This window comes from Ensifer adhaerens (genome assembly GCF_020035535.1).
In the GTDB taxonomy this organism is placed as follows: Bacteria; Pseudomonadota; Alphaproteobacteria; order Rhizobiales; family Rhizobiaceae; genus Ensifer.
Genome location: NZ_CP083349.1, coordinates 3,484,840 through 3,499,053, shown reverse-complemented (window position 1 = coordinate 3,499,053; position 14,214 = coordinate 3,484,840). Strand labels below are relative to the sequence as shown.

At 62.5% G+C, this 14,214-nt stretch carries 13 protein-coding genes; 3 read left to right on the top strand and 10 right to left on the bottom strand.

Annotated features, from left to right (window positions below; genetic code table 11):
* Window positions 1-54 precede the first annotated feature (54 nt).
* The gene (locus LAC81_RS17075; protein ID WP_223725764.1) at window positions 55-969 is read right to left on the bottom strand and encodes a DMT family transporter; all 915 of its coding nucleotides are present in this window, start codon (window positions 967-969) and stop codon (window positions 55-57) included.
* Window positions 970-1,129: 160 nt separating this feature from the next.
* Window positions 1,130-2,614, bottom strand: a complete 1,485-nt coding sequence (locus LAC81_RS17070; RefSeq protein ID WP_223725763.1) for a nucleobase:cation symporter-2 family protein — start codon at window positions 2,612-2,614, stop codon at window positions 1,130-1,132.
* Between the two features lie 336 nt (window positions 2,615-2,950).
* Here LAC81_RS17070 and LAC81_RS17065 point away from each other — a divergent pair, with 336 nt between their 5' ends.
* Window positions 2,951-3,406: a hypothetical protein gene (locus tag LAC81_RS17065; RefSeq protein ID WP_223725762.1), complete on the top strand. Its 456-nt coding sequence runs from the start codon at window positions 2,951-2,953 to the stop codon at window positions 3,404-3,406.
* Window positions 3,407-3,515: 109 nt separating this feature from the next.
* Here LAC81_RS17065 and LAC81_RS17060 read toward each other — a convergent pair whose 3' ends face one another.
* Complete coding sequence (locus LAC81_RS17060; protein WP_223725761.1) at window positions 3,516-4,421, bottom strand: LysR family transcriptional regulator; 906 nt, start codon at window positions 4,419-4,421, stop codon at window positions 3,516-3,518.
* 155 nt (window positions 4,422-4,576) lie between these two features.
* Here LAC81_RS17060 and LAC81_RS17055 point away from each other — a divergent pair, with 155 nt between their 5' ends.
* A complete protein-coding gene (locus LAC81_RS17055; RefSeq protein ID WP_223725760.1) occupies window positions 4,577-4,945 on the top strand; it encodes an antibiotic biosynthesis monooxygenase in 369 nt (122 codons plus the stop codon).
* Between the two features lie 94 nt (window positions 4,946-5,039).
* Window positions 5,040-6,260, top strand: coding sequence for an MFS transporter (locus LAC81_RS17050; protein WP_223725759.1), 1,221 nt, complete (start codon window positions 5,040-5,042; stop codon window positions 6,258-6,260).
* A 95-nt stretch (window positions 6,261-6,355) separates the two neighbouring features.
* On the opposite strand, the gene LAC81_RS17045 is transcribed toward LAC81_RS17050, so the two are convergent.
* The 7 genes from LAC81_RS17045 to glpD all read right to left on the bottom strand — a co-directional run bounded on the left by LAC81_RS17045 (window position 6,356) and on the right by glpD (window position 14,111).
* Window positions 6,356-8,077, bottom strand: coding sequence for an ABC transporter substrate-binding protein (locus LAC81_RS17045; protein ID WP_223725758.1), 1,722 nt, complete (start codon window positions 8,075-8,077; stop codon window positions 6,356-6,358).
* 82 nt (window positions 8,078-8,159) lie between these two features.
* Window positions 8,160-8,582, bottom strand: a complete 423-nt coding sequence (locus tag LAC81_RS17040) for a DUF2160 domain-containing protein (protein WP_223725757.1) — start codon at window positions 8,580-8,582, stop codon at window positions 8,160-8,162.
* On the bottom strand, window positions 8,582-9,400 hold the full coding sequence (locus tag LAC81_RS17035) for a carbohydrate ABC transporter permease (RefSeq protein WP_113540999.1): 819 nt from the start codon (window positions 9,398-9,400) through the stop codon (window positions 8,582-8,584). The genes LAC81_RS17040 and LAC81_RS17035 overlap by 1 nt, the downstream gene beginning before the upstream one ends.
* 22 nt (window positions 9,401-9,422) lie before the next feature.
* A complete protein-coding gene (locus LAC81_RS17030) occupies window positions 9,423-10,289 on the bottom strand; it encodes a carbohydrate ABC transporter permease (protein WP_223725756.1) in 867 nt (288 codons plus the stop codon).
* A 2-nt stretch (window positions 10,290-10,291) separates the two neighbouring features.
* On the bottom strand, window positions 10,292-11,362 hold the full coding sequence (locus LAC81_RS17025) for an ABC transporter ATP-binding protein (protein ID WP_223725755.1): 1,071 nt from the start codon (window positions 11,360-11,362) through the stop codon (window positions 10,292-10,294).
* 21 nt (window positions 11,363-11,383) lie between these two features.
* Window positions 11,384-12,454, bottom strand: coding sequence for an ABC transporter ATP-binding protein (locus LAC81_RS17020; protein ID WP_223725754.1), 1,071 nt, complete (start codon window positions 12,452-12,454; stop codon window positions 11,384-11,386).
* Window positions 12,455-12,593: 139 nt separating this feature from the next.
* Window positions 12,594-14,111 carry a glycerol-3-phosphate dehydrogenase gene (gene glpD, locus LAC81_RS17015; protein WP_223725753.1) on the bottom strand — a complete coding sequence of 506 codons (1,518 nt, stop codon included), beginning with the start codon at window positions 14,109-14,111 and terminating at the stop codon, window positions 12,594-12,596.
* Between the last annotated feature and the right edge of the window lie 103 nt (window positions 14,112-14,214).

Here is a 14,214-nt window from a genome sequence, read left to right as displayed (position 1 = left end):
TCAGGACCGTTCTGCGATGGCAACGGTCCTTGTTTCACTCATGAGGGAAGCGTGTCAGCCGCGGTCCGCAATGGCGGACGGGCGATGGCGCGCCGGCATGGTCATGGCGGCAACGCCGACGATGACGCAGGCGAGGCCGACCCAGGCGGTGTCGGATAGTTTCTCGCCGAGGAAGACTGTGCCGATGGCAACCCCGATCGGCACGCGCAGATAGGCCTGGGCCGTGGCGCCGACCGAGCCCAATGTCTGGATCAGCCTGAAATAGATGGCAAAGGCGAGGGCCGTCGAAAAGACAGCGAGGCCGAGGAGTGCCAGCAGCGACTCCACCGATGGAGCAAGCGTCCAGGGCTGGTCGACAATAAGGCTCGTCGGGATCAGCAGCACAGCGCCCGATAACAGCGAGCCGGCAGCGGGCATCATCGGGTCGAGCCCCTTGAAACTGCGACCGAAGATAGCCGCCCCCGCGTAGCAGACAGTGGCCGACACCACGGCCAGCTGCGGCAGCAATTGCTCGCCGAGGCCGCCAAAAGCCTCCATGCCGATGATCAGACTGATGCCGGTCATGCCGGCGACGACGCCGACGAGTTTGCGCACCGTCACCTGTTCATGGCGGGTGACCAGCGCCGTCATCAGGAAGGCGAAGATCGGGGTCGTGGCATTGAGGATGGAGGCAATGCCGGCGTCGATCGTCTGTTCGGCCCAGGCGATCAGAGTGAAGGGCACGACGCTGTTGAGGCAAGCCTGGAACAGGAAGCGTCGCCAGGTTGCAGCGTCGCGCGGCAGCTTGAGGCCGCGCCAGCGCAGAACGGCAAGAAGAAGCATGCCGGCAATCAGCGTGCGCGCGGCGATCAGCGTGACCGGCGGAATGGTGCCGATGCCGATCTTGATGAAGGTATAGGAGGCGCCCCAGAGTGTGGCGAGCGCGAGCAGCAGGGAGAGCTCGAGGGTGAGGTTGTTGGGCTTGGCCATGGATCGAAACCTTCGTGTCGTCGTCGTTGCCATCCTTTTAGGACGATGGTGACGGCGAATGCTTCGGCGGCGGTCGAAGTGTCGAGCTTCCTCGAGGTGGCTGAAACGGCAAAGCCCGGCTCTCCCTTCGGAGGGCCGGGGCTTCGGTCTTCTGGTCAGGTCAATGGCTGTCGGCGAGCTTCGCGGCGTCGACGCAGGCAGAGTTTTCGATGCGCAGTCCGTTGAAGAAGGCGTTGAGCACCACCGCGGAGATCGAGGCAAGCACGATGCCGGACTCGATGATCGGGTGGATCGCATGTGGCAGCCACATCAGGTAGTTCGGCGCGATCAGCGGGATCAGGCCGAAGCCGACGGAGACGGCGACGACGAAGAGGTTGTTGCGCGAGGACTTGAAGTCGACGGTCGACAGGATGCGAACGCCGGTGGCCGCGACCATGCCGAACATCACGAGGCCGGCACCGCCGAGCACGAAGGTGGGGACCGCCTCGACCAGCGCTCCCATCTTCGGGATCAGACCGAGCACAATCATGATCACGCCGCCCATCACGCAGACATAGCGACTCTTCACGCCGGTGACGCCGACGAGGCCGACATTCTGCGAGAAGCTCGTATAGGGGAAAGTGTTGAACAGGCCGCCGATCATGGTGCCAAGGCCATCGACCCTGAGACCCGCCGTCAATTGCTGTTGCGACACCTCGCGGTTGGTCATTTCGCCCAGCGCCAGGAACATGCCTGTTGATTCGATCATGACCACGATCATGACGAGCGACATGGTGGCGATCAGCACCGGATCGAAGATCGGCATGCCGAAGCGCAGCGGCGTGACCACGGCGAACCAGCCGGCATCGGCCACCCGGTCGAAATGCATCATGCCGAGTGCTGCGGCGGCGACACAGCCGACGACGACGCCGGTCAGCACCGCGATGTTGCTGATCAGCCCGCGCCCGAAGCGCGCGATCACGAGAATGGAGACAAGCACGAAGGCAGCCAGCGCGATATGGCTCGGCTCCGCATAGAGAGGGTTCGGCACCGTGGCGCCCAGCACCAGGCCATCCGGCACCGTTGGACCACCGGTCGCCGCCACTTTCTTCAATTCGGCCAGCCATTCCGCGTGGGTCGGATCGACAAGCTTTGGCGCCGTCGGGCCGAAGGGGTTGCCGAAAATCCAGTTCACACCCACCCGCATCAGCGAAACGCCGATGACGAGGATGATGGTGCCGGTGACGATCGGCGGAAAGAATTTGAGCAACCTGCCCATCAGCGGCGCGAGCAGCAGCGCGACGAGACCGGCGCCGATGATCGCGCCGAAAATCATGCGTGCCCCTTCCTGCCCGGGTGTCATCGCCGCCATCGAGACCATTGGGCCGACGGATGCGAAGGTGACGCCCATCATGACAGGAAGGCGGATGCCGATGCTGCGGCCGATGCCGAGCGACTGGATGATGGTGACGAGACCGCAGACGAAAAGGTCTGCGGAAATCAGGAAGGCGACGTCCTGGGGGCTGAGCTGCAGCGCGCGGCCGACGATCAGCGGTACCGCGACGGCGCCGCCGTACATGACAAGCACATGCTGGATCCCAAGGGTGGCAAGTCTGCCTACCGGCAGCTTCTCGTCCACCGGGTGTATGCTGGAAACGTCGCTCATGGTTCCTCCTCCCATTACATCGACCAGTCCGGCTCCCCCGTCCTCCAACAGGGGAACTGCCATCTTCGGTTGTCGAGACAGAATGTCGCAAGTATCGCCGGAGCGAAAACACTTTCCGGATTCCGGGGGAAATTGTCGAGGGACAACTCAAGCGGGAAAGGTGTCCTAGATCGGCCATGGAGCGGTTATCGCGGCCAAGCATACGGGCACTGTCCGCAAACCCGCTGTCGGGGTCTGAATGATGTTAGCGACCATGCAACGTTGCCGCAATGCGAAACAGCGATGGTCCAATGCGCCGGAGCGAAATCCGGTGCCGTTCGCTTGGGATCCTGTTCGATGATTTCTTGGAGATTGATCTTCTGTTACCTGCCCGGTCTGTTGCTCATGCTGGCGGTCGTTCTCTGTCCGGCTATCGTCAACGCCAGCAGCGCCAGCTTCCCGGGGCAATGGCAGCAGGTTGCCTCAGGCACCGACGGCTGCGCGACCTGCTGGGTCGAAATCAGCCGAAACGGTCCGGTCCTCAAGGTGACGGGTAAGGACGGATGGTTCGCGGTGATGCATCTCGGGCGTGCCGGAGGCGGCTTTAGCGCCGAAGGGATCGGCCGCTGGAGCGACGGCGGCGACAGCCACTACCGCGGTCAGCCTTTCGATATCCGCATCGCGCTTGTCGACAGACACCTTTACATGGACATGACCGTGAAGATGGAAGACGGTTCGACACGCGCTGTCAGGGCGATCTTCGACAAGCGCCGGACGGCGAAAACGTCGCGTTTGCCGGTGATCCATTCCTAGCATGTCATGCATTCGGAGGCGCGCTTCGATTTCGGAGCACCTTTCCGCTGCTTTTGATCGCGTTTGAAAACGGTACGTGCTGGGCCACATCGACGGGTTGGTGTTGTACCTATTGAGCCGATGGCCGAACCGGAGCGAAGAGGTTTGCGGCCATGAAGTTGACGAAGACGCGCAACTTCGGCGACAGGTGCCGGCTCGACGGCCAAAGAATGCGATAGCTGCCGCACTGGATCAGATGCCCTTCAAGCACCGCCACGAGCGTGCCGGCAGCAAGCTGCTCTCTCACCGTGAAATCCGGAAGGCAGGCAATGCCAAGACCCTGCTCGGCCATATGGATCAAGGGCTCCAACGCATTGGACACGGCCGTCTTCGGCAGATCGATGTCGAGCGGAGAACCGTCATGCGCGAGCGGCCATGGCTCGAGCTTGCCGGTTGAGGGAAACCGATGGTGCAGGCAGAGGTGATGTGAGAGTTCATGCGACGTCCGAGGTATGCGATGGGTCTCAAAGTAGGCGGGAGAGCCCACCAGAACGGGGTGGTAGGTCCCGATCAGGCGGGTCATCAGTCTGGAATCGCCGATCTCGCCGGTTCGCACCACGGCATCAAATCCTTCGTCGATGACGTCGACCAGGCGATCGGAGAAGTCGAGGTCGATCTCGACGTCGGGATAGGCGCGCATGAAGGCCGTCAATGTCGGCATCAGCAGCATGCCGGCCATTGGCAGGCTGACGCGCAGCTTTCCTCGCGGCGCTTCCTGGGTCTGCATCAGTTCTGTTTCGGCGGCTTCCACCTCGCAGAAAATACGCCGGCATCGCTCAAGGAAAAGCGAGCCCTCCGGCGTGAGCGTGACGCTGCGCGTGCTGCGATGAAAAAGCCTGACGTTCAATCGGTCCTCGAGGCGGGCAATTGCCTTGCCGACGGCCGAAGGCGAGACGCCGAGTTGCGCGGCAGCCTCGGTGAAACTACGCGCGTCGGCAGCACGCACGAAGGCATTGAGGGCTCCAAGACTGTCCAATTCAGGTTCCTTACGGGTGCTGGCATTATGGATATTTTTGTCCGGTATCATCGGAGTTGTAGCGCATTTTTCTCGGATTGGGAGCCGGGCATAGTCCTTCGCGCCGCCAACCCGCGTTCGCTACGCGGAGGATCTGCGGTGACGAAGGAGAAAACATGCAGCAGCCACCTATTGCCGGTTTCAGCGCCGGTCCTCAGCCCACCGTGTTCATCGTCAATGTCATCCACGCGCATCCGGGCAAACAGGATGAGGCCTTTCGGCTGATCCAGGATGTCGTGCACTACGTGGCCGCGCGGAAGGAAGGCTTCCTCTGGAGCAATCTTTCCAAGAGCACGGATGGCAAGACGGTCGTCAATGTCGAAGCGATCGCCGACGAAGGGAATGTCGGGGAGTTCTTTTCCGACCCGGTCTTCCTGGCGAAATTTCGCGCTCTCGATGCGGTCTCGTCCAGCGAGTTCCACACCTACCGCGTGGATGATCTCGTGCTTCCCCGGCGTGCCGGCGGCAGCGACGATTCGAAATAGCGCGGCGCTGCCTTAGCCGCCGATGAAACATCAGCCCGGCGGCGCCTCCGCTATCTAGGGAAACGCACCGCCGGCCTTTCGAAAGAGAGATCCCATGCCATCGACCGACTGCTTGACGCGATCCCGATCGGACGCGATGCGGGCACAAACTGCTGCGATCAGCGCGCGGCTTCCACTCTCCGGGCTGCTCGCGCTGGCAACCGCCGGGCTCATCACGATCCTGACCGAGGCATTGCCGGCTGGCCTGCTCCCGCACATCGCTGCCGACCTGCGTATCTCGCAGGCAATGGCCGGACAGATGGTGACCATCTATGCCGTTGGTTCGCTGGTCGCTGCCATTCCTCTCGTAGAACTGACCAAGACATGGCGACGGCGACCCTTGCTGATCGCGGCCATTTCGGGATTTGCGATCGTAAATACCGTGACGGCCCTTTCGCCGAGTTATGCGGTCACGATGGCTGCCCGCTTCTTCGCCGGCGTTTTTGCCGGTCTGTTGTGGGCGCTGGCTGCAGGTTATGCGAGCCGTATGGTGCAGCCGCATCAGCAGGGTCGGGCGATAGCCATCGCCATGCTCGGCGCACCCGTGGCTCTCTCGATCGGCATCCCCGGCGGAGCGTTCCTTGGGGATTTGACCGGCTGGCGATGGGCTTTCGCATTCCTGAGCATCATCACCGTGCTGGTCATTGGCTGGGCGTTGCGAGCCCTGCCCGACTTCCAGGGAGAACGAGCAGAAACGGCAAACAGGCTGTCGTCCGTGTGGCGATTGCCGGGCGTTCGGCCGGCACTCTTCGTTACCTTCGCCGTCGTCTTCGCCCACAACATCCTCTACACCTACATCGTGCCCTTTCTGGAGCCTGCGGGGCTGAGTGGACGGGCAGACAAGGTCCTACTTGTTTTCGGTGTCGCATCGCTGGTCGTCATCCCGGTCATCGGTGCGATCGTCGATCGTCATTTGCGGGTGGCGACCCTCGCGAGTATCGCGCTTTTCGCAGCGGCTTCCCTTCTGTTTCTCATTTTCGGGGACCGGTCGGTTGCGATCTACCTCGGTGTCGTCGTCTGGGGATTGGCTTTCGGCGGCGCGCCGACGCTGTTTCAGACCGCCTCGGCAAAGGTTGCAGGGGCGCATGCGGACACCGCCCAAGCGATGATCGTCACGGCCTGGAATGCCGCAATGGCCGGAGGCGGACTGTTTGGCGGCCTGCTTCTCGCCGGCGTCGGCGCGACGATCTTCCCAGCCGCGTTGCTTGCGTGCCTTCTGCCGGCATTGATCGTGGCTTGGGCCGGCCGCCACGGATTTCTTGCACGCCTCCGATAGGCCCTTGCAACGAAAAACCGGGGCCGTTGCCGACCCCGGTGCCGCATCTCCCGAGGAGATGAGGGCCGCCCGTTTTGCAGGCGGCCGTTGGTTTCTTACTTCTGCCAGCTCTTGACCAGATCGTCGTAGTTGACGGTCTGCGGCTTTTCCTTCTCGTTCTCGATCTTCAGCTGCGGAGCGAGGTTGCCCTTGGATACGGCGTCCTTGTTCCAGAATTCGAGATCGTGCTCTTCGGCCAGCTTCGGACCGATGTCGCCCTGAACGCCCGAGCGTTCGAGACGGGAGAGAACCTTCTCCTGCTCGGCGCAGAGCGAGTCCATGGCTTCCTGCGCGGTCTTGGCGCCCGAGGATGCATCGCCGATCGCCTGCCACCACAGCTGAGCCAGCTTCGGATAGTCCGGAACGTTCGTGCCGGTCGGCGACCACTGCAGGCGGGCCGGCGAACGGTAGAACTCGATCAGACCGCCGAGCTTCGGAGCGCGGTCCGTGAAGCTCTTGTGGTCCAGCGTCGACTGGCGGATGAAGGTGAGACCGACATGGCTCTTCTTCACGTCGACGGTCTTCGAGGTCACGAACTGCGCATAGAGCCAGGCGGCCTTGGCGCGGTCGTCAGGCGTGGACTTCAGAAGCGTCCAGGAACCGGCGTCCTGGTAACCGAGCTTCATGCCGTCCTTCCAGTAGACGCCGTGCGGGCTCGGAGCGAAGCGCCACTTCGGCGTGCCGTCCTCGTTGACAACCGGCAGGCCCGGCTTGACGAAGTCGGCCGTAAACGCCGTGTAGGTGAACATCTGCTGGGCGACTTCGCCCTGCGACGGAACCGGGCCAGATTCCGAGAAGGTCATGCCCTGGGCAGCAGCCGGTGCATAGGCCTTCATCCAGTCGAGGTACTTCTGGATGGAGTAGACGGCGGCCGGGCCGTTGGTGTCGCCACCGCGGGCAACGCAGGAGCCGACCGGGCGCGAGTTCTCGTCGACCTTGATGCCCCACTCGTCGACCGGCTTGCCGTTCGGGATGCCCTTGTCGCCGTTGCCGGCCATCGACAGCCAGGCGTCGGTGAAGCGCCAGCCGAGCGACGGGTCCTTCTTGCCGTAGTCCATGTGTCCATAGACCTTCTTGCCGTCGACTTCGCGACCGGTGAAGAACTCGGCAATGTCCTCATAGGCCGACCAGTTGACCGGAACGCCGAGGTCGTAGCCATACTTCGCCTTGAAGTCTGCCTTGTTCTTCTCGTCGTTGAACCAGTCGTAGCGGAACCAGTAGAGGTTCGCGAACTGCTGGTCGGGCAGTTGGTAGAGCTTGCCATCTGGCGCGGTCGTAAAGGACTTGCCGATGAAGTCGTCGACGTCGAGGTTCGGATTGGTGACGTCCTTGCCTTCGTTCGCCATCCAGTCCGTCAGGTTGCGGGCCTGCTGGTAGCGCCAATGGGTACCGATCAGGTCGCTGTCGTTGATGTAGGCGTCATAGACGTTTTCGCCCGACTGCATCTGTGTCTGCAGCTTTTCGACGACGTCGCCTTCGCCGATCAGGTCGTGCGTGATCTTGATGCCGGTGATGTCGGAGAAGGCCTTGGCCAGGGTCTTCGATTCGTATTCGTGCGTCGTGAGCGTTTCGGAAACGACCTTGATTTCCATGCCGGCGAAAGGCTTCGCCGCATCGACGAACCACTGCATTTCGGCTTCCTGGCCGGCGCGGTCGAGCGAGGACATGTCGCCGATCTCGCTGTCGAGGAACTTCTTCGCCTCATCCATGCCGGCGAATGCCGAACCGGTAAAGGCCAGCAGCATAGCCGCCGTCGTAGTCAAAAGATGCCGTCGCATAATTCCCTCCCTTTAGGTTTGCGAGTGCGGTTCTTTAGCTTTCGAAGGGCCGCTTTCAGGCGGCCCTTCAAATCGGTTCGCCTCAGACGTAGCGGAAGACGCCGACGGCATAGACCAGGGAGAGCGCGAGCGCCCACCACAGGTTCTGCCCGCCGACGAAGCCGAGCCATGCGAGGTGAATGAAGGCGCTGCCGAGCAGCGACACGAAGAGCCGATCGCCCCGTGTCGTCTCGAAGCGCAGGATGCCGACGCGCGGATTGCCGCCCGGCGAGGCATATTCCCAGACCGCCATCATCGACAGCAGTGCGAAGATGGTCAGGAAGAACATGGCCGATGGAAACGACCAGGCCATCCAGCCGCCGGCGACCAGCGGCGCGAACCAGTCGCGCGCGCCGTCCTTGATTGGCAGCATGCTCATGAGCAGCCCGGCGGCCGCACCATAGACGATGAGGACGGCGGCAAACGGCAGTTGCCAGCGGGCCTTGCGAACGGGTTGAGTGGTCATCATACCCTCCCCAGGGCAAAGCCCTTGGCGATGTAGTTGCGGACGAAATAGATCACGAGCGCGCCCGGAATGATCGTGAGCACGCCGGCGGCCGCCAGCACGCCCCAGTCGAGACCGGAGGCCGAGACCGTGCGGGTCATGGTGGCGGCGATCGGCTTGGCGTCCGTGGTCGTCAGCGTGCGCGCAAGCAGCAGTTCGACCCAGGAGAACATGAAGCAGAAGAAGGCGGCGACACCGATGCCCGAAGCGATCAGCGGCATGAAGATCTTCACGAAGAACCGCGGGAACGAGTAACCGTCGATATAGGCGGTCTCGTCGATTTCCTTCGGCACGCCGGACATGAAGCCTTCCAGGATCCAGACGGCGAGCGGCACGTTGAACAGGCAGTGCGCAAGGGCAACCGCGATGTGCGTGTCGATCAGGCCGAAGGCCGAATAGAGCTGGAAGAAGGGCAGCGCGAAGACGGCCGGCGGCGCCATGCGATTGGTCAAGAGCCAGAAGAACAGGTGCTTGTCGCCGAGGAAGCGGTAGCGCGAGAAGGCATAGGCTGCCGGCAGCGCCGCCGTCACCGAGATCACCGTGTTCATGACGACGTAGATGATCGAGTTGATGTAGCCGTTGTACCAGGAGGGATCGGTGAAGATCACCTGGTAGTTCCGGAGCGTCGGGTTGACCGGCCAGAGCGAGAAGGTGCTCAGGATCTCGCTCGTTTCCTTGAAGCTCATGTTGACGAGCCAGTAGATCGGCAGGAGCAGGAAGACGATGTAGATCGTCGGCACCAGCCAGGAGAGGCGTTCGGTAAGCGGTTTTGTCTGCATTTTGTTTCTCCTCCCGCCTTTGTCAGCCCTGCGCGTCGCTCGTGGTCATCACGGTGTAGAAGATCCACGAGAGCAGCAGGATGATGAGGAAGTAGATGATCGATAGCGCTGCCGCCGGACCGAGGTCGAACTGGCCGATGGCCGTCTTGACGAGGTCGATCGACAGGAAGGTGGTCGAGTTGCCGGGGCCGCCGCCTGTGACGACGAAGGGCTCGGTGTAGATCATGAATGAGTCCATGAACCGCAGCAGGAAGGCGATCAAAAGCACGCGCTTCATCTTCGGCAGCTGGATGTAGCGGAACACCGACCAGCGCGAGGCGCCGTCGATCTTGGCCGCCTGGTAATAGGCGTCCGGGATCGAGACGAGGCCGGCATAGCAGAGCAGAACGACGAGGCTCGTCCAGTGCCAGACGTCCATGACGATCAGTGTCACCCAGGCGGCGACCGGGTTCTGTACGTAGTTGTAGTTGATGCCGATCGCCTCGAGCGTGCGGCCGAGCAGGCCGATGTCGACACGGCCGAAGACCTGCCAGATGGTGCCGACGACGTTCCACGGGATCAGGAGCGGCAGCGCCATCAGGACGAGGCAGACCGGCACGCCGAGACCCTTCTTCGGCATGTTGAGCGCGATGACGATGCCGAGCGGAATTTCAATGGCGAGGATGATCGCCGAGAAGATCAGGTTGCGGGTGAGCGCGTCCCAGAAGCGGTCCGACGTCAGCACCTGGACATACCAGTCGGTGCCGGCCCAGAAGAACTGGTTGTTGCCGAAGGTGTCCTGGATCGAATAGTTGACGACGGTCATCAGCGGGATGACGGCCGAGAAGGCGACCAGCACGAGGACCGGCAGCACCATGAACCAGGCCTTGTTGTTCCAGGTTTTCTCCATGGTCAGGCCTCCTCGCCGACGCGCCAGGAATCGGCGTAGATGTTGATGGCTTTCGGATCGAAGGTGACGCGCGGCTCGGCAGGGATTTCGCCGTCTTCATCGACGATGATCGAGATCGGCTGATCGGCGAAACGGGCGCGCACGATCTTGTGGCGACCGATATCCTCGACCTTGGTGATCGCGACCGGCATGCCTTCGCGGCTGAGCGAAACAAATTCCGGGCGGATGCCGAGCTCGGTCTTGGCGCCGGCCCTGACCTTGGGCTGGAAGGTGAGACCCACCTGCTCGCCGCCAACCGTCGCGGTGCTGCCGTCGAGCTTGACCGGCAGCACGTTCATGCCCGGCGAGCCGATGAAGTAGCCGACGAAGGTATGCCGCGGGCGCTCGAAGAGTTCCGCCGGTGTGCCGATCTGCACGATCTGGCCGTCATACATGACGACGACCTTGTCGGCGAAGGTGAGCGCCTCGGTCTGGTCGTGGGTGACGTAGACCATGGTGAAGCCGAACTGCTTGTGCAGCCGCTTGATCTGCGAGCGCAGCACCCATTTCATTTCGGGATCGATTACGGTCAGCGGCTCGTCGAACAGGATGGCGCTGACGTCGTTGCGCACGAGGCCGCGGCCGAGCGAGATCTTCTGCTTCTGGTCGGCGGTAAGGCCGCGGGCGGTCTTCTTCGCCCAGCCGCCAAGGCCGATCATCTCGATCGTCTCCTTGACCCGGCGATCGACCTCGGCTTCCGGCACATGCCGGTTGCGCAAGGGGAAGGCCAGATTGTCGTAGACCGTCATCGTGTCGTAAATGACCGGGAACTGGAACACCTGGGCGATGTTGCGTTCCTGCGTGGAGAGATGCGTCACGTCCTTGCCGTCGAAGAGGATGCGTCCTTCCGACGGGTTGATCAGGCCCGAGATGATGTTGAGCAGCGTGGTCTTGCCGCAGCCGGACGGACCGAGCAGCGCGTAGGCGCCGCCGTCGTTCCATTCGTGATGCACTTCCTTCAGCGCGTAGTCGTTTTCCGACTTCGGCTTGGCGCCATAGGCGTGGCGGATATGTTCAAGGTCGATGCGTGCCATGTTTTCCTCCCAGCGCCTCCTTTAGGCCGTGCCGCCGATGGCGCGACCATCCGGCCCGAAAGCCATGAGATGGCGGGTATCGACGAAGACCTCGAGGGTCGCGTCTGGTTCGATGTCGTGAATGCCCGGCGCCAGCATGACCCAGCGCGCATTGGCAAAGCCGACGTGAATGAAGCTTTCCGAGCCGGCGATTTCGGAGATCGCCGTCTTGACGGTGAGCGCATCGCCGCCGCCCTGGGGGCGGTCGAAGGAGATGTGATGCGGCTGGAAGGCGACGGTGCAACGACCGTCGGCGATGCCAGCCAGATGCGCCGGAACGGCGAGCACGGACTTGCTGTCGAGCGTGAAGGCGGAGCCTGATTTGACCAGTTCGATGCAGTTCAGCGGCGGGTCGGCGAAGGTGCGGGCGGTGATGAGGTCGACCGGGCGGCGATAGACGTCGATCGTCTTGCCGAACTGGGTGATGCGGCCCTGGCTGAGGGCCGCCGTATTGCCGCCGAGCAGCAATGCCTCCGAAGGTTCGGTCGTCGCATAGACGAAGATGGCGCCGGACGCGGCGAAGATCTTCGGCAGCTCCTCGCGCAGTTCCTCGCGCAGCTTATAGTCGAGGTTGGCGAGCGGTTCGTCGAGCAGCACGAGATCGGCGTTCTTGACGATGGCGCGGGCGAGTGCCGTGCGCTGCTGCTGGCCACCCGAGAGATTGAGCGGTGTGCGATCGAGATAAGGTGTCAGCTTCAGGAGATCGGCAGCCTTGCGCACTTCGCGGTCGATGGTAGCAGCATCCGCGCCGCTGATGCGCATCGGCGAGGCGATGTTCTCATAGACCGTCATCGCCGGATAGTTGATGAACTGCTGGTAGACCATGGCGACCGAACGCTTTTGTACCGGCAAGCCGGTGACGTCGGCACCATCGAAAGTCAGCGAACCGGAAGCGGGCTTGTCGAGACCGGCCATCAGCCGCATCAGCGACGTCTTGCCGGAAAGGGTCGGGCCGAGCAGCACGTTCAGCGACCCCCTCTCCAGCACCAGGTCGGTCGGGTAGATATGCGTCTCCCCGCCCACGACCTTGGATATCTTCTTCATTTCAAGCATTGAATTCTCCACCCAGCCTGTCGGCAGTCCAGAGCGTTTCCACGCCGTGCGGAAACGCTCCATGTCGTCGTATTTCACATCTCCGGACGCAGAAACCGCTGCGCGATTTCGCTGGAAATGCTTCTGAATGCGAGCGTCCTCAGGCGGCTGCGTTAGCCGCGCCCCGCATGTATTCCTCCAGCGCTGCCGCCTCGCCGGGCGTCAGCTTCAGTCCCAACTTGGTCCGGCGCCACAGCACGTCCTCGGCGTGCCGTGCCCATTCCTGCGTCATCAACCACTGGACCTCGACCTCGTAGAGATCGGCGCCGAAGCGGTGGCCGAGGCCGGCCTCGTTCGAAGCCGAACCCAGAAGCGCCGCGGCGCGTGTGCCGTAAAGGCGCACGAGGCGGCGGGCATGTGCGGGGGCAAGGAAAGAGTATTGTTTCCGCAGCCTTGCGACCTCATCGGCATAGCCTTGAGCCGGAAAATCACCGCCCGGAAGCTTCGATCCCGCCGTCCATTTCGCCCCTTTGACGCCGATCGTTTCACCGATCTTTTCCAGCGCGGATTCGCCGAGGCGGCGGTAGGTCGTGAGCTTGCCGCCGAAGACATTGAGCAGGGGGGCTGTGTCCTTGTCGCCCTCGACGCGCAGCACGTAGTCGCGGGTTGCTTCCTGTGCCTTGCTGGCGCCGTCGTCATAGAGCGGGCGCACGGCCGAATAGGTCCAGACGATGTCGTCTTTCCTTACCGGCTCCAGAAAATACTCGCTCGCCGCGCTGCAGAGATAGTCGATCTCGGCGTCGCTAATGCGGACGTCCGAGGGATTGCCCGCGTAATCGCGATCGGTGGTGCCGATCAGCGTGAAATCTTCTTCGTAAGGGATGGCGAACATGATGCGGCCATCCGGGTTCTGGAAGAAATAAGCGCGCGGATCGTCGAACTTCTTCTTCACCACGATGTGGCTGCCCTGCACGAGGCGGACATTGTGGACATCGTTCTTGCCGAGCGCGCCGGAAAGCACCGCATCGACCCAGGGACCGGCGGCATTGATGAGCATGCGGGCCTTCAGGGTCTTGCGTTCGCCCGTCGCCTGGTTTTCGGTTTCGATCGTCCAGAGCGCGCCGTCGCGGCGCGCGGAGACGACACGGGTGCGCGCCATGATGACGGCGCCGCGGTCTGCTGCGTCGCGGGCGTTCAAGACCACGAGGCGGGCATCGTTGACCCAGCCGTCGGAGTATTCGAATGCCTTGTTGAACAGGCGCTTCAGCGGCTTTCCGGCTGGGTCGCGGTTCATGTCCAGCGTCGCCGTCGCCGGCAGCAGCTTTCGGCCGCCGATATGATCGTAAAGGAAGAGGCCGAGGCGGATGAGCCAGGCCGGTCGCAGGCCACCCTTGTGATAAGGCAGCACGAAGCGCATCGGCCAGATGACATGCGGCGCCATCGCCCAGAGCACTTCGCGCTCCATCAGCGCTTCGCGCACCAGCCGGAACTCGTAATGTTCGAGATAGCGCAGGCCGCCGTGAATGAGCTTGGTGGAGCCGGAAGAGGTGCCGGAAGCGAAATCGTTCATTTCGGCCAATGCGACCGAATATCCGCGGCCGACCGCGTCGCGCGCGATGCCGCATCCGTTGATGCCGCCGCCGATGACGAAGACGTCGTAGATTGCCTGCTCTGACACTGCTGTTTCCCCTCCACGTTTCGCGATGCACAAATTGATGCGTCAGCGAAAGTGAAATCAGTTAAAACGAAAACATATCGAATGTCAAACGAATGCGCCCCGA

Coding starts and splice junctions, on each gene's coding strand:
- LAC81_RS17075 (WP_223725764.1), bottom strand. CDS start 969: ATGGCCAAGCCCAACAACCTCACCCTCGAGCTCTCCCTGCTGCTCGCG.
- LAC81_RS17070 (WP_223725763.1), bottom strand. CDS start 2,614: ATGAGCGACGTTTCCAGCATACACCCGGTGGACGAGAAGCTGCCGGTA.
- LAC81_RS17065 (WP_223725762.1), top strand. CDS start 2,951: ATGATTTCTTGGAGATTGATCTTCTGTTACCTGCCCGGTCTGTTGCTC.
- LAC81_RS17055 (WP_223725760.1), top strand. CDS start 4,577: ATGCAGCAGCCACCTATTGCCGGTTTCAGCGCCGGTCCTCAGCCCACC.
- LAC81_RS17050 (WP_223725759.1), top strand. CDS start 5,040: ATGCCATCGACCGACTGCTTGACGCGATCCCGATCGGACGCGATGCGG.
- LAC81_RS17045 (WP_223725758.1), bottom strand. CDS start 8,077: ATGCGACGGCATCTTTTGACTACGACGGCGGCTATGCTGCTGGCCTTT.
- LAC81_RS17040 (WP_223725757.1), bottom strand. CDS start 8,582: ATGACCACTCAACCCGTTCGCAAGGCCCGCTGGCAACTGCCGTTTGCC.
- LAC81_RS17035 (WP_113540999.1), bottom strand. CDS start 9,400: ATGCAGACAAAACCGCTTACCGAACGCCTCTCCTGGCTGGTGCCGACG.
- LAC81_RS17030 (WP_223725756.1), bottom strand. CDS start 10,289: ATGGAGAAAACCTGGAACAACAAGGCCTGGTTCATGGTGCTGCCGGTC.
- LAC81_RS17025 (WP_223725755.1), bottom strand. CDS start 11,362: ATGGCACGCATCGACCTTGAACATATCCGCCACGCCTATGGCGCCAAG.
- LAC81_RS17020 (WP_223725754.1), bottom strand. CDS start 12,454: ATGCTTGAAATGAAGAAGATATCCAAGGTCGTGGGCGGGGAGACGCAT.